General features: G+C 62.8%; 13 protein-coding genes and 1 pseudogene. 7 read left to right on the forward strand and 7 right to left on the reverse strand.

The genetic code is table 11. The features are described 5' to 3' along the window. The 7 genes from MOV63_RS28540 to MOV63_RS28570 all read right to left on the reverse strand — a co-directional run. Positions 1–436, reverse strand: a 436-nt coding sequence (locus tag MOV63_RS28540) for an ABC transporter ATP-binding protein (protein ID WP_247038950.1), incomplete at its 3' end; no start/stop codon positions are given. A gap of 9 nt (positions 437–445) precedes the next feature. Further along, a complete protein-coding gene (locus MOV63_RS28545) occupies positions 446–1,498 on the reverse strand; it encodes a carbohydrate ABC transporter permease (protein ID WP_247038953.1) in 1,053 nt (350 codons plus the stop codon). Continuing rightward, positions 1,498–2,514 carry a carbohydrate ABC transporter permease gene (locus tag MOV63_RS28550; protein ID WP_038540242.1) on the reverse strand — a complete coding sequence of 339 codons (1,017 nt, stop codon included), beginning with the start codon at positions 2,512–2,514 and terminating at the stop codon, positions 1,498–1,500. The genes MOV63_RS28545 and MOV63_RS28550 overlap by 1 nt, the downstream gene beginning before the upstream one ends. A gap of 336 nt (positions 2,515–2,850) precedes the next feature. Beyond that, entirely contained in the window at positions 2,851–4,119 is a 1,269-nt protein-coding gene (locus MOV63_RS28555; RefSeq protein ID WP_038540246.1) for an ABC transporter substrate-binding protein, read from the reverse strand. Positions 4,120–4,212: 93 nt separating this feature from the next. After that, the gene (locus tag MOV63_RS28560) at positions 4,213–6,699 is read right to left on the reverse strand and encodes a hypothetical protein (protein WP_405029394.1); all 2,487 of its coding nucleotides are present in this window, start codon (positions 6,697–6,699) and stop codon (positions 4,213–4,215) included. 11 nt (positions 6,700–6,710) lie between these two features. Next, positions 6,711–7,547: a 5-dehydro-4-deoxy-D-glucuronate isomerase gene (gene kduI, locus MOV63_RS28565; protein WP_247038956.1), complete on the reverse strand. Its 837-nt coding sequence runs from the start codon at positions 7,545–7,547 to the stop codon at positions 6,711–6,713. Then, complete coding sequence (locus MOV63_RS28570; protein ID WP_247038958.1) at positions 7,544–8,644, reverse strand: glycoside hydrolase family 105 protein; 1,101 nt, start codon at positions 8,642–8,644, stop codon at positions 7,544–7,546. Before MOV63_RS28570 ends, kduI begins: the two co-directional genes overlap by 4 nt. 146 nt (positions 8,645–8,790) lie before the next feature. On the opposite strand from MOV63_RS28570, the gene MOV63_RS28575 reads away from it, so the two are divergent. The 7 genes and pseudogenes from MOV63_RS28575 to MOV63_RS28605 form a co-directional block, all read left to right on the forward strand. Then, a complete protein-coding gene (locus MOV63_RS28575; protein ID WP_247038960.1) occupies positions 8,791–9,840 on the forward strand; it encodes a LacI family DNA-binding transcriptional regulator in 1,050 nt (349 codons plus the stop codon). Between the two features lie 142 nt (positions 9,841–9,982). After that, a pseudogene (locus MOV63_RS28580) lies at positions 9,983–10,513 on the forward strand (SH3 domain-containing protein); the annotation flags it as partial. A 341-nt stretch (positions 10,514–10,854) separates the two neighbouring features. Then, positions 10,855–12,129, forward strand: coding sequence for an aspartate kinase (locus MOV63_RS28585; RefSeq protein ID WP_038540258.1), 1,275 nt, complete (start codon positions 10,855–10,857; stop codon positions 12,127–12,129). Positions 12,130–12,210: 81 nt separating this feature from the next. Then, entirely contained in the window at positions 12,211–14,478 is a 2,268-nt protein-coding gene (ptsP, locus tag MOV63_RS28590; RefSeq protein ID WP_247038969.1) for a phosphoenolpyruvate--protein phosphotransferase, read from the forward strand. A gap of 29 nt (positions 14,479–14,507) precedes the next feature. Then, complete coding sequence (gene prfA, locus MOV63_RS28595) at positions 14,508–15,590, forward strand: peptide chain release factor 1 (protein WP_247038963.1); 1,083 nt, start codon at positions 14,508–14,510, stop codon at positions 15,588–15,590. Next, positions 15,587–16,450 carry a peptide chain release factor N(5)-glutamine methyltransferase gene (prmC, locus tag MOV63_RS28600; RefSeq protein ID WP_247038966.1) on the forward strand — a complete coding sequence of 288 codons (864 nt, stop codon included), beginning with the start codon at positions 15,587–15,589 and terminating at the stop codon, positions 16,448–16,450. Before prfA ends, prmC begins: the two co-directional genes overlap by 4 nt. A 301-nt stretch (positions 16,451–16,751) precedes the next feature. Then, the coding region (locus MOV63_RS28605; RefSeq protein WP_247038968.1) for a DUF4167 domain-containing protein at positions 16,752–17,345 on the forward strand (594 nt) is incomplete at its 3' end.

A 17,345-nucleotide genomic window follows, 5' to 3' on the forward strand; every position in this document is an offset into this window, starting at 1 on the left:
GGCCGATCGCGACGCGCTGGCGCTGGCCGCCGGAAAGCTGGCCGGGCCGGCGTTCCAGATAGGGCTCGATCTCCAGCATGCGGGCGGCTTCGGTAATGCGCTCGGCCACTTCGGCCTTCGGCATGTTGGAATTTTCAAGGCCGAAGGCGAGGTTCTGGCGCACGCTCATATGCGGATAGAGCGCATAGGACTGGAAGACCATGGCAAGGCCGCGGTCGGCGGCGGACACTTCGTTGACGCGCTTGCCGTCGATCTCGATCTCGCCGCCGGTGACCTTTTCAAGCCCGGCGATGGTACGCAGCAAGGTCGACTTTCCGCAGCCGGACGGGCCGACGAAAACGATGAACTCGCCGTCCTTGATCTCGAGGTCGATGTCCTTCAGGACGTCGACCGCGCCGAAGGACTTCTTGATTTTGGTGAGTGTGATCTCGCCCATCGGGGATCCTTACTTCAGGCCGGTGCCGGCAATGCCGGTGGTGATGAAACGCTGCAGGAAGATGAAGACCAGCACGACGGGGATCATGGTCACGACCGTCATCGCCAGGATGAAGTGCCACTGGACGTTCAATTCGCCGGAATAGATGCTCAAACCCACCTGCAGGGTGTAGAGTTCGCGCCTCGACAGGACGATCAGCGGCCACAGGAAGTCGTTCCAGCGCCAGACCACCGAGAAGATCGCCAGCACCGCAAGCGCCGGTGCCGTCAGCGGCAGGACGATGCGCCAGTAGATCTGCCATTCCGACGCCTTGTCCATGCGCGCCGCGTCGATCAGTTCGTCCGGGATGGTCAGCATGTATTGGCGCAGGATGAACACGCCGGTCGGTGTCGCGACCGTCGGCAGGATGACGCCCCAGAGACTATTGAACAGCCCGAGCGACGAGATGATCGAGTAGAGCGGCACCATGATCACCGAAAGCGGCACCATCAGCGTCGCGAGGATGATCAGCATCGCCAGGCTGCGGCCCTTGAACTCGTATTTCGACAGCGCGAAGGCGGCCATGGAATTGACGATCAGGGTGATCAGCGTCGCGGTCACCGTGACGAAGACCGAGTTCCACAGGTAGCGCAGGAAATCGAACTGGGTGAAGGGCGTCGTGTAATTTTCCGTAGCGAACGAGACCGAGCGGACCGGCGTCCGGTCGCCGATGTTGACGCGGACGATTTCTCCGGGCGCCTTCGGATCGACCATCTGGGCGACCAGACCGATGCGGCGCACTTCGGCCAGCACCCTGGTCGAACCGTCCGGCATCTTGGCGTCGAAGAGCTGCAGCGGCTTGTCGTAGCCCTGCACCGTCGCCTGGCTGGTGATATAGGGCAGGATCGACGGCGGGAATTCGGCAAGTGCCGCCGGCGTCTTGAACGATGAGAAGGTGAGCCAGACGGCCGGGCCGAACATGATGATCAGTCCGCCGATCAGCCAGACCCAGGTGACGATGTCCGTCCAGTGCCAGCTCTTGCCGCCGCGGCGGCGCAGAATGAAGCGAGAGGCTACACCCATCAGCGTTTCCCCTTCTTTTCGCCACGCTGGCCTATGCCGAGCTGGATCAGTGTCAGGACGACGAGCACGAGGCCCATCAGGATAGAGGCGGCAGCGGCAAGGCCCGGATTGCGGAGCGCCGAGGCAAAGCCGGTCTCGTAGATATACTGGGTCAGATAGAGTGTGCTGGTGCCGGGACCGCCGCCGGTCAGGACATAGACCTCGTCGAAGATCTGCACGGCCTTGATCAGCGCCAGGACGACGACGACCAGAAGGTTCGGGGCGAGAAGCGGCAGCGTGATGCGCCGGAAGACGCGCGCCGGCTTGGTGCCGTCCATTTCGGCGGCTTCATAGAGATCCTTCGGGATCGCCTGCAGACCGGCGAGCAGGATCAGCGTGTAGAGGCCCATATGCGCCCAGATCGATACGCCGATCGTGGCGATGAAGGTCCAGTTGCGGTCGGTGAGCCAGGTATACGGCTCGATGCCGAACTGGTAGAGACCGAAATTCAAGAGGCCCTGGCGTTGCAGGATCCACTTCCAGATCAGGCCGACGACGACCGGCGACAGGAGGACCGGGAAGAAGAATACGGCGCGCCAGAAGGAGCGGGCGGCGAGATCACGGTTGAGGATCAGTGCGGTGATCAGCGACACGCAGATCATCAGCGCCACCTGCAGGATGACGAACCAGAACGTGTTGCCGACGGCGGCCCAGAAGGCATCCTCCTGGCAGGACATCGGATCGAGGTAGTTCGTGCAGGTGAAAAGGCGCTGATACTGCTCGGCGCCGACGAAATTGCGCTCGGAAAGGAAGAAGGCGGTGCCGCCGGTCATCGAGTAGACGAAGTTGATGACGAGGGGCAGGAGCACGAAAATGCCGAAGATCAGCATGTTCGGGGCGAGGAAAACGGTCGCCATGCCGCCGATGCCGGTCGCTTTCTGGACGGCGCGCAGCGGTATGTCGATGATGCGCATCAAGAGATGCACGGGCGCCATGAGGAGGCTGCCGAGGCGGTCTGTAAGGGACGTCGTGCTCATTTCAATGACTTCCTCCCCTTGGCCTGGTTCTGTTCGTTCGGCTGTATCGATTCAATGCATATGGAAAAAAGGCGTTGCGGCTGGCCGATCTCCCCCCTTGAGGGGGAGATGCCCGGCAGGGCAGAGGGGGGTGTCGCATAGGCACCTCATAGATCCTCGCACCCGCTGCACCGCTGCCACCCCCCTCTGTCACCTTCGGTGACATCTCCCCCTCAAGGGGGGAGATCAGAGGGAGCTTGCCGCGCCGCCTCGTATCCTCATGCCGAATTTCTCTCCCCGGTGCGGGGAGAGAAGAATGTCCCGCCCGACGGGCGGAGCAATTTCGCCAATTGGGCATCAAAGGCCGCTGTCCTTGACCTTCTGGGCGATATCGGCGTCGATGCGCGTAAAGGCGTCGTCGAGCTTCAGTTCGCCGGCAAGGGTCTGACCGACGCGGGTGACGATCGCGGCATAGACCGTGTCGGACCAGCGCCAGCCGGGCAGCTTCAGAGCGGTGTCGGAGGTGGTCTTGGATGCCTCGACATATTTGGTCAGGGCCGCCTTGGCGAAGGCGTTGTCGGTCTTGAAGTCAAGGCCGCCCTTGTCGACGACGCCCTTGTGGCCGGGCAGGAACAGGGTGCGCTCGGAGAATTCCTTGACGATCTTCTCCTGGGCGAACCAATCCATGACGGCTGCGACGTCCTTCGGGTTCTTCGTATATTTCACAGCGACGAGCGCCGCGCCGCCGGGCATGCCGGTGCAGGCGGCCGGGCCGCAGGGGCTGCCGGTGGCGACCCAGTCGAAGCTGTTGCCGATCTTGGTGGCGAGGTTGGCCACCTGCCAGGAACCGGAATAATAGAAGGCGAGCTGACCGTTGATGAAGTCTTCGGCCGCGGCGCGGTAGGTCGAGCCGCCGGCGGAGACCCAGACGTCCTTGGCAAACGAACCTTCGGCGACCCAACCGACGAACTTGGTCAGGAAATCCTTGGCGCCCTTGTCGAGCGGGGCCGGCTTGCCGTCCGGTCCGACATAGTTGGCGCCGTAGGACAGCAGCGGAGCGGTGAGGCGGTGGCCGGAGCGGTCGATCGCCATGGCGAACGGAAGCTTCTGGCTATCCTTGACCTTCTTGGAAGCTGCGGCCCATTCTTCCCAGGTGGCCTTCGGGCCTGGCATCGGAACGCCGGCCTGATCGAACAGGGTCTTGTTGGCAAAGCCACCGGTCAGGGTGATCTGCGTCATGAAGCCGGAGATCTGCTTGGAGCCGTCCGGACGCATCCAGTCGGCCTGGGCGCCGAAATTATCGTCCCAGTACTTGGCATCCTTGACCAGCGGGCGCAGGTCGAGCCAATGCCTGGAAAGGTCCTTGATCGCCGTGACGCGGGCGATATCCGGGCCGTTGCCGGCTTCGAGCTGCACGGGCAGCTGGTCCTTGATGACGCTGTAGGCAACGTTGTCGAGCGTGACGTTGATGCCTGGGTTTTCCTTCATGAAACGGCCAACGAGGTCCTTCATGACATCGCCTTCGACGCCGTCCGAATACCACATGATCCGCACGTCGCCGGCATGTGCTGCCGTCGACATGAGAAGGGCGAGCGCAGCGCCCGCCAGAAGCGATTTGGTTTTCATGCTCATTTCCTCCTCTGAATGGACGGGGCCTCCTCCCGTCCGGTTTCCTTAAGGCGCACATCTGTGCGCCTTAACCTGAAAATCCTTTTTATATCATGCGGGGCGCAGCATCGTCGCTTCACCCTTTACGGTGTAATCCGCCCGCGCGATCACGCGGCCTTCGGCCTCCACGGAGCCGTCCTTCCTGAAGCGGACGGTACCATATTCCGGGTCCTCGACAACGATAGTGCCGTCGGATTCCTGTCTCGGAGCGAGACCGCTGAAGCGGTACTCGACGGCCGTCAGATTGTCCGCCTCGCAGACGCGGACGATCCAGCGGGTCTTCTGGCCGTACTGGCGCAGTTCAGCCCCTGCCGACGGACCGTCGGTCACGGCCTCCAGCTTCGAGGGCGCGCGCAGCATGACGGCACCCTTGCCGGAGCGGGCGAGCGCCACACCACCGGAAACATGGGTTTCATCGAACTCGGCCTTCGGGAACCAGGCATGGGTGAAATCCGGCTGTTCCTCATAGGTGGTGAACTCGAGGACGGCGAGGCCGCGATACTGCTGGGCACGCGGGATGGTGCCGCAGCCGCCCCAATAGGATGGGCGGCCATAGCCGAACTGGATGGTTTCGCCCGGATGGTTGATCCAGATCGCAGCTTCCGGCTTGTCCCCGAGACGCAGGTGCAGGATGGTTTCCTGATAACCCCATTCGTCCCAGCGGTAATGCACCGTCGAGCCCATGGCGAAATGCTCGCCCTTGTAGTGATAGAGCGCGGCAAACGAGTTTTCGCCCTGGGCGAAACGCCATTCCTGGTGCTGGCTGCCGCGGTGATCGGCGATCGCGGCAAGCTCGGCGGGGATTTCGAGACCGTGGTCGCGCAGGCAGACGGCCATCTGCGGCAGGCAGTGGACGCGGCGGCCATACCAGCCCTTGCCCCAGAGCAGGCGGGCGACGCCGGACAGTTCCAGCGAGCGGCCGGCGCAGAGCGTGTGCTCGTAGGAGCGGCCTTGCGCCGCGGTGACCATGCCGTGATGGGCCGAGCGGGCGATGATTTCGCAGAGGCGGACGATGCCGGCCTTGGCGCGGTCGGCGATATCCTTGTCGGGCGACAAGGCAGCGAGCGCGGTCAGGCCCTTGAGGTCGATCGGGAAGTAGGGGGCCGAGTTGAACTCGGCCATTTCCCAATGTTCGAAATGGTCGAGCCAGGCGCGGACGCGGGCAGCGCCGACCTTCGCCTGCTCCGAACCTTTGCGGCCGGAGCGGGCGAAGGTGGCGTCTGGGAGGAGACTGCCGCCGAGATAGGCTGAGGTGTGGAAGAGCAGCGCGTGGTTTTCGGAGAAATACCACTGCACGTCGTTGCCCGGCTCATCCATCCAGTAACGGTAGTTGAGGATGGCGCCGTCGATGCGCGCGCGGGTCTTTTCGTTGATGTCCTTGCCCCAGACGGTGCGCGACCAGATGAGCGGCACCAGCGAGAAATCGGCGCAGTCGTGGCAGTCTTCGATCGAGGGCAGGATTTCCTCGATCATCGCGTCCGTATCGGGGCCGGAACGGCCGCTCGCGAGACGGGCGAAGGCACGCACCGTATCGCGTTCGGAGTTCTCCGAAATCTGCGTCAGGGTCTCGGCGATACGATCGCTCAGCGATGCAGGAGCCTGGCCCTGGCTTTCGGCATGGCAGATCTCGACGCCGAGCGAACGGGAGACGACAAAGCCATCGGCGTTCAGCGTGATGCGGAAATGGCGGAAATCGGCGGGCGCCTTTTCGGACGGGCCGACATTGAGGCTGGTGGCGCCGGCAGGAAGGGTAAAGTCGAAATCGAAACGCTCGCGCGACATGAAGTCGCCTTCGACCGCGACATTGACCTTCACCTCGACCGGCAGGGGCTCGGAAAGAAGCAGGGTGATATCGCCGCCGAAATAATGCTGGCGGTCGAAATACATGGTGTCCAGGGCCTGTTCGAGGCTTGCGGCGACGGCGCTTGCGACCGGGACGGGCAGGGCGACGCTGGCAGTCGGGCCGGAGAGATAGTCGAACTGGTAGAAATAACGGGCGTCACGTTCGGCGAGGTCGTCGAAGAACAGCGTGATCTCGTTGAGGCCGGCGACCAGCGGCAGCTCGAATTCCTGCTTGGCTTCGAGATTGCGGCTATAGGGCGCCATCCAGCCGGCTTCCGTGCCGTTGACCCAGATGACGGCGCCGCCGCAGGTGCCGAGGCGGATCTTTGCCGTGCCGGCGGTTTCCGCGTCGATATAGGTGCGGGTCCAGCTGGCGAGCCGGGTCGGGCGGAACCAGAAGCCGGAGAGATCAAGCCGCGGTGAACCGAAAGGCAGCCACCAACGGGTGGCATCGAAGGCGCCGCGGACATCCGGGCGCTTGCCGCGATAGGTCTCGGCAAAGATGGTGCGGCAGGGATATTCGTGCGGAATGAAGTTCTTGACCTTGGTCAGGAAGAAGAACGGGTCCATCTCGCCCTTCATCGGGGCATCGGGCACGTCGAACCGTTCCTCGGTGATGCGGCCGAGCTGCCAGTACCGGACGGCTTCGCCCGGCTTCAAGGTTTTCCGCATCCAGTTTGCTTCGGGATTCATCATCGGTTCCGCACTTATCTAAGTTCGCTGAGAGCCACGGGGGCCACGTCGTTGTATTCCTGGTTCTCGCCGGTCATGCCCCAGACGAAGGCGTATTGCGCGGTGCCGGCACCCATATGGATCGACCAGGCGGGCGAGAGAACCGCGTCGAGGTTCTTGACCACGAGATGGCGCGTCTCTTCCGGGCGGCCCATCAGGTGGATGACCCGTTCCTCTTCAGGCAGGTCGAAATAGCAATAGGCTTCCATGCGGCGCTCATGCAGATGCGGCGGCATGGTGTTCCAGATGCTGCCGTCGGCAAGGTCGGTGATGCCGAGCAGAAGCAGGCAGGACGGCGTGACTTCCGGGTGGATGTACATGCGCAGGTTCCGCAGATTGGCGCGCTTGGGATCGCCGAATGTCAGCATCTTCGATTCCGACCGCTTGATGAGGCGGTGCGGAATGTCGGCGCCTGCAGGAACGGAGTTCATGTAGAACCGGGCCGGCTTTTCGGCCGAGGCGCTGGCGACGGAGATTTCCTGGGCGCCGCGGCCGACATAAAGCACGTCGCGGTTTTCCAGGGTGAAACTCTTGCCGTCGACCGAGACGACGCCGGTGCCGCCGAGATTGGCGATGCCCATTTCTCGGGCCGACAGCAGGAAGGGCGTGCCGATCTCTTCGCCCGAACCGAAGCTCAGCGTCGACGATACCGGAACAGCGCCGCCGACGATCAAGCGGTCGACATGGGTGTAGGTGAAGCTCACCCTGTCGGCCTGGAACAGGTCTTCCATCAGGAATTCGGACCGGAGGCGGGCGGTGTCGTAGGTCTTGATGTCGTTGGGGCCGGCCCCGTAGAGAACCTTCATCGTCATGCCGCCTCGTTTCCCGGTTCCACATGCCGGATGGCTTCGGAAAGGCAGAGGATCGAAAGCGCCTGTCCGTAGCCGGTCGGCTGGATCGGGATATCCCGATAGAATTGCAGGTCATGGCCCATGCGCGTTCCGTAGGAAACGTTGAGCACGGTGCCGGTTTCATCGATATTGGCGAGCACGGCTTCAACGGCCTTGAGGCCGGCCGCGCGCCATTCATGCGTGCCGAGGCCAAGGCGGTAACCCTTGAGCAGGCCGTAGCCGAAACCCGCGGTCGCCGAAATTTCCTCGTAGGACGACGGATCGTCGAGCAGGGTGCGCCAGGCACCGGAGGCAGCCTGCAGCGGCAGCAGCGCGTTGACCTGCGCCGTCAGCACGCCGAGCAGGAAATCCTTTACCGGCTTCGAAACCTCAGCGAGATCGAAGAGGTCGAGCATGCCGGCGGTGATCCAGGCATTGCCGCGCGCCCAGCGGGCTTGCGCAAAATTATGGCGGCCCTGGAACGTCCAGCCGTGGAACCAGAGGCCGGTCTTGGTATCGGCGAGGTAACGGGAATGGACGAGGAACTGCTTTGACGCCTCGTCGATCAGTTCGCGGCGGCCGCTTGCCTCGCCATAGGAGGCGAGGAAGAGGGCGACCATATAAAGCGTGTCGTCCCAGAGTTCGTCGTCATTGACCTTGTCGGAGACGTGATGTTCGAAGGCGCCTTCCTCGGTGCGGCCCATCTCGCTCATGACGCGGTCTGCCCAGGTGTCGAGAACCGGCTGCCAGCGCGGGTCGCGGGTTTCGCGCCAGAGGACGGACAGGCCGAGCATCGGTGCCGTGGTGTTGACGTTGAGCGTCGGAAGACCCGCTTCGATGCGGGACGCATACCAGTTCTCGATCAGCGCCTTCAGGTCGTCGCGGCCGGTGAACAGCCAGAGACGGATCAGACCGTAAAGACCGACGCCCTGCGGCCATTCCCAGCTTTCGAAAGAGATATAGTCGCCGGCGGTCCCGTCGAGATTGGGTTCGTGGAAACGACCGTCGTCGCGAAGCCCGGTTATGCCGGCCACGAGGCGATCAAGCTTTTCACGGATATCCCGGGCTGAAAGGCCCATGTCTCAATTCCTCCCTTTGCTGCAGCTCTTGCCGCGCAGCATTTCACTCCGCTTCTCCCGAGCGATGCCTTCATGAAAACATTTGAAAATTGATTGCGCAATCTGAAAATTTTTTGCAGTGTGCGCATCTGTGATGGGAGGATGTGATGGCAGCGACGATCGTGCCGGGCAAGCGCGGCAAGAAAAGCCGGCGGGTGCGGCTGGAGGATATCGCAGAAAAGGTGGGCGTGTCGCTCAGCACCGTCTCGCGGGCATTGGCCGGCGAGAAGGGGGTGCGCGCGGATATTCGCCAGCGGATCATGGAGGCGGCGAAGGACGCCAATTACGCGATGCCGACGCCGGTGGCCGGCAAGAAGGTCATCCTGGCAGCTTCGAGCGCGGCGATGATCGACTATGTGCGCAACCAGTTCACGCTCTATGTGCTGGAAGGGTTGCGGGACCGCGCCCAGGCTCTCGGGCTCGACATCGTCACCCGCGCCGTCGCCGATCAGTCGGAGGAAAAGGTGGTGCTGGAGGAGGCGCGGGTCGATCCGGACGTCGCGGGACTGCTGTTCCTGACCGTCGACGACGAGGGCATGCTCGATGCAACCCGCAGTTTCGCCAAGCCGGTCGTGCTGATCAATGGCGACGATCCGATGATGCGGCTGTCGAGCGTGACGCCCTGCAATCGCTCGGCGGCGCATCTGGCGACGGATTATCTGATCCGGCTCGGGCACAAGCGCATCCTGTTCCTGATGCGCCCGGGGCGGCGGACGATCGACCGGCGCCGCGAAGGCTGGCAGGATGCCTTCCAGCAGCACGGATTGCCGTGTCCCCCGGATCTCGTCGTGCCGGTCGACGACTGGCTGCCCGAGCTTGCCGCCCAGGCGGTGAGCGACCGGCTGCGGAAGAACGGGCTCGATTTTTCCGCCGTGCTGACGGCGGGCGACAGTCTCGCGGTCGGCGCGATGATGGGCGTGCAGCAGGTGGGTTATACCGTGCCGGGCGACGTTTCGGTGATGGGCATGGACGACCTGCCGCAGGCCGCCTTCCTCAATCCGCCGCTGACCACGGTGCATGTACCGATGCGCGAGCTCGGCGCCGTGGCGCTCGATCTTTTGAGGGACGGCATGACGGGATTTGCAAACCCGGCGCGGCGGGTGGAGCTCGCCTGTTACATCGCCGAGCGGCAATCGACCGGGCCGGCCAGAGGTTAACGCCTGCCAAACGGCGTATTCATGCGCCATTCAGCGGCTTGCTGGAACAATGCGGCTGTTTCGAACATTGATCTGTCGGCGAAATCCCTCCGGCAGATGTCAGCCCGGTTCGAACGCCATTTGGTTTCTCAGGAGGAAGCCCGTGAAGAAAATACTGATGTCCGTTGCGGCACTTTGCGCCCTGTTCGCGGCGCCGTCGATTGCGGATGCGGCCGTGCGCGGGGTTGCCACCGCCGATGTCAACATGCGGTCAGGGCCAAGCACCGGCTATCCGGCCGTCGACGTCATTCCGGCCGGTGCGGCGGTAACGATCTACGGCTGCATGAGCAGCGTCAACTGGTGCGACGTCGCCTTCGTCGGCGGACGCGGCTGGGTGTCGGGCAACTACGTGCAGGCGACCTATCGTTCCAACCGCGTCTATGTCGCCCCCGACTATTACGAGGGCCTCGGCATTCCGATGGTCACCTTCGACGTCGGCAACTATTGGGGCCGCTACTATCGCAACCGCGACTTCTACCGCGATCGCGACCGCTGGGACCGCTACGACTGGAGACGCGAATCGCGTCTTCCGCCGCCGCCGCCCCCGCCGCCGCGCTGGGATCGTGACGGAGCCCCACGCTGGGACCGGGATCGCAGCTGGAGCCCCGGCGACGCGCAGCCGCCGCGTCCGCCAGTCTGGCAGAGATATCCCGACCGTTTCTTCAGAGATCGGGATTGACCGCAACCGGCCTCTCAGCGGTTCGGCCGTGACGATGACCGGCAACCCGAACCGCTGATCCCGCCCAAAAAATCAAAGAGGCCGCCTACGGGTGGCCTTTTTGCGCTCGGCATTAAGCCAAGCTCATGCCGAAGCGTACCGCTCGGCCCTGTTCTGACCATTGCGCCTTTTCAGCCTTTTCGATAAGAGACCCCGCAACTCGATGATCCTGTCACAAACGACGGGATTTCGGGGCGGTTTGAAAGCAGGCGCCCAAGGCTCCCGATCCTTGAGGCGAAACAGTGGTTTTGGTCGGTATGGCTCGCATCGTCATGAAGTTCGGCGGCACTTCGGTCGCCAATCTCGAACGCATTCACAACGTCGCGCGCCATGTGAAACGTGAGGTTGAGGCCGGGCACGAGGTCGCGGTCGTCGTCTCCGCCATGTCCGGCAAGACCAACGAGCTGGTTGGCTGGGTCCAGGACATGCCGAAGGTCTCCGGCGCCAACTCGCCTTTTTACGACGCGCGCGAATATGACGCTGTCGTTGCATCCGGCGAGCAGGTGACATCCGGCATTCTGGCGATCGCCCTGCAGTCGATGGGCATCAACGCCCGGTCCTGGCAGGGCTGGCAGATCCCGATCCGCACCGACAGCGCCCATGGGGCAGCGCGGATCATGGAAATCGACGGGTCCGAGATCGTCAAGCGGATGGGCGAGGGCCAGGTGGCCGTCGTCGCCGGTTTCCAGGGGCTCGGCCCCGACAACCGGATCGCCACGCTCGGCCGCGGCGGTTCCGATACGTCGGCGGTGGCGATCGCGGCCGCGGTCAAGGCCGACCGCTGCGACATCTATACGGATGTCGACGGGGTCTACACGACCGACCCGCGTATCGTGCCCCAGGCACGGCGCATGAAGAAGGTCTCCTTCGAGGAAATGCTCGAAATGGCCTCGCTCGGCTCGAAGGTTCTGCAGGTGCGCTCGGTCGAGCTCGCCATGGTATTCAAGGTACGTACCTTCGTGCGTTCCTCATTCGATGATCCAGATGCTCCGGGGATGGGTGATTTCGACAATCCGCCCGGAACGCTGATTTGTGCAGAGGAAGAAATCGTGGAACAGGAAGTCGTCACCGGCATCGCCTATGCCAAGGATGAAGCGCAGATCTCGCTCCGGCGCCTTGCCGACCGGCCGGGCGTATCGGCCGCGATCTTCGGCCCGCTCGCCGAAGCCCATATCAATGTCGACATGATCGTGCAGAACACGTCGGAAGACGGTTCGCGCACGGATATGACCTTCACGGTGCCTTCAGGCGACGTGCAGAAGGCCATGAAGGTGCTCGACGACAACAAGGAAAAGATCGGCTTCGACGTCGTCCAGACCGAATCAGGCCTGGCGAAAGTGTCGGTCATCGGCATTGGCATGCGCAGCCATGCGGGCGTTGCCGCGCATGCTTTCAAGGCACTTGCCGAAAAATCCATCAACATCAAGGCGATCACCACCTCGGAAATCAAGATTTCGATCCTGATCGACGGTGCTTATTCGGAACTCGCTGTTCGGACTTTGCATTCCGCTTACGGTCTCGATAAGAGTTGAGAATGAACCGTTTGGACGCGCCGGCAGTGGCGGGCGCCGTCCTGCGGTTGGGGTGACCTCGTTTCGGGAGAGCATATGCCGATGAGAGACCTGTCGGCAGGTCCGCGCGTTCTGTTGAGGCGGCTACGCGAGTTGATGGCGGAGCCGCTCGAGCCACAGGAGCGCCTTGACCGGATCGTTCGCCAGATCGCCAGCAACATGGTGGCCGAGGTCTGCTCGGTCTATGTGCTCCGCTCCGACGGCGTTCTCGAACTTTATGCGACCGAAGGCCTCAACAAGGAAGCGGTCCACACGTCGCAGCTGAAGATGGGCCAGGGCCTTGTCGGCACGATCGCCGCGTCCGCCCAGCCGCTCAACCTTTCCGACGCGCAGGCGCATCCGGCGTTCCGCTACCTTCCGGAAACCGGCGAAGAAATCTACCATTCCTTCCTCGGCGTGCCGATCCTGCGGGCCGGCCGCACCCTTGGCGTTCTCGTCGTCCAGAACAAGGCCAGCCGCAACTATCGTGAGGACGAGGTCGAGGCGCTCGAAACCACGGCGATGGTGATCGCCGAGATGATCGCCACCGGCGAACTCAAGAAGATCACCAGGCCGGGCCTGGAGCTTGACCTCACCCGGGCCATCACGATCGACGCCGACGCCTACAACGAAGGCATCGGCCTTGGCCACGTGGTGCTGCACGAGCCGCGCATCGTCGTTACCAATCTTCTCAACGAGGACGCGGAGAAGGAAGTCACGCGGCTGGCGGAAGCGCTCGGCTCCTTGCGCATCTCCATCGACGATATGCTGTCGCGCCGCGAAGTCTCCCAGGAGGGCGAGCATCGCGAGGTGCTCGAAACCTACCGGATGTTTGCCCACGACCAGGGCTGGGTCCGCCGCATGGAAGAGGCGATCCACAACGGGCTGACGGCGGAAGCGGCGGTCGAAAAGGTCCAGAGCGATACCAAGGCGCGGATGATGCGCCTGACCGATTCTTATCTGCGCGAGCGGATGCATGATTTCGACGATCTGGCCAACCGGCTTCTGCGTCAGCTGACGGGTTTTTCCGGCCGCGCCTTCGACGAAGGTTTCCCGGTGGACGCGATCATTCTCGCCCGCGCCATGGGGGCGGCCGAACTGCTCGACTATCCCCGCGCCAGCCTGCGCGGCCTCGTGCTGGAAGACGGAGCGGTGACCAGCCATGTGGTGATCGTCGCACGCGCCATGGGCATTCCGGTCGTCGGCCAGGCGGCAGGTGTCGTGGCGCTTGCCGAAAACGGCGATCCGATCATCATCGACGGCGACGACGGCCAGATTCATCTGCGGCCGGTTCTCGACCTGCAGAAGGCCTACGAGGAAAAGGTACGCCTGCGGGCCCGCCGGCAGGAACAGTTCAGAGCGCTGAGGGACGTCGAGCCGGTCACCAAGGACGGCAAGCGCATCAGCCTGCAGATGAACGCCGGCCTGCTTGTCGATCTGCCGCAGCTTGCCGAGTCCGGCGCCGACGGCATCGGCCTCTTCCGCACCGAGCTGCAGTTCATGATCGCCTCGACCATGCCGAAGCTCGAGGAGCAGGAGAGCTTTTACCGCAACGTCATCAAGCAGGCGGCCGGGCGGCCCGTGACGTTCCGGACCCTCGATATCGGCGGCGACAAGGTCGTCTCCTATTTCCGCGCCCAGGAAGAGGAAAACCCGGCGCTCGGCTGGCGGGCGATCCGCCTGTCGCTGGACCGGCCCGGACTTCTGCGCACGCAGCTTCGGGCGCTGCTCAGGGCTTCCGCCGGCGCCGAGCTCAAGATGATGTTGCCGATGGTGACCGAGGTCTCGGAAATCCACGCGGTGCGCGAACTGATGCAGAAGGAAGTGCAGCACCTTTCGAAATTCGGCCACAGCCTGCCGCGCAAGCTGCAGTTCGGGGCCATGCTCGAAGTGCCGGCGCTGATGTGGCAGCTCGACGAACTGATGGCGGAAGTGGACTTCGTCTCGGTCGGCTCCAACGACCTGTTCCAGTTCACCATGGCAGCCGACCGCGGCAACGCCCGGGTTTCCGATCGTTTCGACAATCTAGGCAAGCCGTTCCTGCGCATTCTGCGCGATATCGCGCGGGCCGGCGAACGCAACAAGACGGTGGTGACGCTGTGCGGCGAGATGGCGGGCAAGCCGCTCTCCGCCATGGCTCTGCTGGGCATCGGTTTCCGTTCGGTTTCCATGTCCCCGACCTCGATCGGACCGGTCAAGGCGATGCTGCTCGGGCTTGACATCGACAAGTTGTCCGCTGAATTGAACGCGGCACTCGATGATATAAGGTCGCCGGAGCCGATCCGCGCGCTGCTTCTGCGGTTCGCCGAGGCCAACAATATCCCCGTCTAGCGGATAAAAAGAATAAACGGAGTTAGTGGGTGGCGAAGCTTCCTGTCGAAAAGATGCGCGAGCTGGAACGCCGGTTCGGCGAGATTGAGGCGCGCATGTCGGAAGGCCCGGCTGCCGACGTCTATGTCAAGCTGGCGTCGGAATATTCCGAACTGCAGCCGGTGGTACGCAAGATCCGCGAATACGAAAAATCGATCGCCGAGGTGGCCGATCTGCGCGCGATGCTGACCGACAAGGGCACCGACCGCGAGATGCACGAACTCGCCGAAATGGAGTTGCCGGACGCCGAGGAACGGCTTGAGGCGCTGGAAAAGGACATGCAGGTCCTGCTTCTGCCCAAGGATGCGGCCGACGAGAGGAGCGCGATCCTCGAAATCCGCGCCGGCACCGGCGGCAACGAGGCAGCACTTTTTGCCGGCGACCTGTTCCGCATGTACGAGCGTTATGCCGCCACCAAGGGCTGGAAGGTCGAGGTCCTGTCGGCAAGCGAAGGCGAGGCGGGCGGCTACAAGGAAATCATCGCGACCGTCACCGGACGCGGCGTGTTTTCGAAGCTGAAGTTCGAATCCGGCGTGCACCGGGTGCAGCGCGTACCCGATACGGAAGCGAGCGGCCGCATCCACACCTCGGCCGCGACCGTGGCGGTGATGCCGGAAGCCGAAGAGATCGATATCGAAATCCGGCCGGAAGACATCCGCATCGATACGATGCGTTCGTCGGGCGCCGGCGGCCAGCACGTCAACACCACGGACTCCGCCGTACGGATCACCCATATGCCGAGCGGCATCGTGGTGACCAGTTCGGAAAAATCGCAGCACCAGAACCGCGCCAAGGCGATGCAGGTGCTACGCACCCGTCTCTACGACATGGAGCGCCAGAAGGCGGACAGTGAACGCTCCGCAGACCGCAAGAGCCAGGTCGGTTCGGGCGACCGCTCCGAGCGCATCCGTACCTACAATTTCCCCCAGGGGCGGTTGACCGACCACCGCATCAACCTGACGCTCTACAAACTCGACCGGATGATGGAAGGCGATATCGACGAAGTGGTCGATGCACTGATTGCCGACTACCAGGCCGGCCAGCTGGCGCAGCTCGGCGAGCAACACGGATGACGACGCTCGGAGCGGCTGTCGCGGATGCCAGATCGCGGTTTTCGGCGGCGGGCCTGTCGGATGCGGCGATTGAGGCGCGGCTGCTGATCGGCGGTCTGCTCGGCCTTTCGTCGACGGAAGTTTTTACCGGCGGCGACCGTGTCCTGACGGACGAGGAACTGTCACTGGTCGAGAAAGCAGTCGAGCGGCGCTTGAAACGGGAGCCGGTGCACCGCATATTAGGGTTACGTGAATTCCACGGCATGGAGCTCCTGATTTCGAAGGAAACGCTGGAGCCACGCCCGGACACCGAAATCCTGGTAGATTCGATGCTCGCCCATGTGAGGCAGATTGTCGCAGGCAAGGGTTCGGCACGTATTCTCGATCTTGGAACCGGAACCGGCGCAATCGTTTTGGCACTGCTGAAAGAAAGCCCGCAAGCTCAGGGGATCGGCAGCGATATTTCGGAGGACGCCCTGCAAACGGCGTCGCGGAATGCGGCGCGGCTGGGAATGTCCGAAAGATTTCAAGCGATCCGCAGCGATTGGTTCGACGCAATTTCTGGCCGGTTCGACATAATCGTGTCAAATCCGCCTTATATATGTAGCGATGTTATCCCCGCATTGGACCCGGAAGTCCGGGATTTCGATCCGCTGACAGCGCTAGATGGAGGTCCGGATGGGCTCGAAGCCTATCGCGCGATTGCAGCGAGTGCAGGAGATTTCCTCGAAAAGGACGGCGTTATCGGCGTCGAGATCGGGTTCGATCAAAAGGAAACCGTGACCGCGATTTTCCGCGTCGCCGGCTTTACGCTGGTGGAGGCGCTACGCGACTACGGCGACAATGATCGAGTTCTCGTATTTACCGTGAATCATCCTTGATTTTGCAGGCAAAAGAAAAGGCTTGGATTCCCGGAGGAAGCGGGATAGCTTGCAAATACGCACTGGGACGGCTGGGAATGAACAGCGATTCGTTCGGGTTACAGGGCAACCCTTTGATCCTTCTCTTTTCGAAGAGTTGCGAAGGTTGAACAATTCCCGGTGCGTGAATCAGTTAATTTGACTTTCACAAGCGGCAGGACGCTTTGATCGGCCTGTGCGCGGCACGCGAAGTCTTGTTCGGCTCTGTCCGACAGACCGCGTGGCCCCTTATCAGCGAAGACAGAGAATTGGTGAACGATAGATGAGGCCAGGACAGCAGAACAAACGCGGTCGAGGTCGCGGCAGTAACAACAATAACAATAATGGCGGCGGCGGCGGTGGTGGAAATAACAACTTCAACCGCAAGGGCGGCAATCCTCTCAGCCGTACCTACGATAGCTCCGGCCCGGACGTGAAGATCCGCGGGACCGCCCAGCATATCGCCGAAAAATATAGCCAGCTCGGCCGCGACGCCCAAAGCTCAGGCGATCGCGTGATGGCGGAGAACTATCTCCAGCACGCCGAACACTATAACCGCATCATTGCCGCCGCACAGGCGCAGATGCAGGATCGGTTCCAGCACGACAATCGCGGTGAGTATCAGGATCGGGACGGCAACGTTCAGGATCAGGACGACATGGACAATAGCGACGGCGAGGACAATGGTTTCTCGCAGCAGCCGTCCATGGACGAAGCGCCGCAGCCGCACGTCCAGCAACAGCAGCCGCGCCGGGAGCAGCGTGAACAGCGCGAGCCCCGTGAACAACGCGAACCTCGCGACCAACAGCGCGAACCTCGCGCCCCGCGGGAACCCCGCGAACAGCGTGACCAGCCGCGCGACCGGCCCCGCCGCGAG

It is taken from the genome of Neorhizobium sp. SHOUNA12A, assembly GCF_023006505.1.
Lineage (GTDB): Bacteria > Pseudomonadota > Alphaproteobacteria > Rhizobiales > Rhizobiaceae > Neorhizobium.

Bases quoted from the DNA above. Each gene is read 5' to 3' on its own strand.
- MOV63_RS28545 (WP_247038953.1), bottom strand. From the start codon at position 1,498: ATGGGTGTAGCCTCTCGCTTCATTCTGCGCCGCCGCGGCGGCAAGAGC.
- MOV63_RS28585 (WP_038540258.1), top strand. From the start codon at position 10,855: ATGGCTCGCATCGTCATGAAGTTCGGCGGCACTTCGGTCGCCAATCTC.
- ptsP (WP_247038969.1), top strand. From the start codon at position 12,211: ATGAGAGACCTGTCGGCAGGTCCGCGCGTTCTGTTGAGGCGGCTACGC.
- kduI (WP_247038956.1), bottom strand. From the start codon at position 7,547: ATGACGATGAAGGTTCTCTACGGGGCCGGCCCCAACGACATCAAGACC.
- MOV63_RS28550 (WP_038540242.1), bottom strand. From the start codon at position 2,514: ATGAGCACGACGTCCCTTACAGACCGCCTCGGCAGCCTCCTCATGGCG.
- MOV63_RS28555 (WP_038540246.1), bottom strand. From the start codon at position 4,119: ATGAAAACCAAATCGCTTCTGGCGGGCGCTGCGCTCGCCCTTCTCATG.
- MOV63_RS28560 (WP_405029394.1), bottom strand. From the start codon at position 6,699: ATGATGAATCCCGAAGCAAACTGGATGCGGAAAACCTTGAAGCCGGGC.
- MOV63_RS28575 (WP_247038960.1), top strand. From the start codon at position 8,791: ATGGCAGCGACGATCGTGCCGGGCAAGCGCGGCAAGAAAAGCCGGCGG.
- prmC (WP_247038966.1), top strand. From the start codon at position 15,587: ATGACGACGCTCGGAGCGGCTGTCGCGGATGCCAGATCGCGGTTTTCG.
- MOV63_RS28570 (WP_247038958.1), bottom strand. From the start codon at position 8,644: ATGGGCCTTTCAGCCCGGGATATCCGTGAAAAGCTTGATCGCCTCGTG.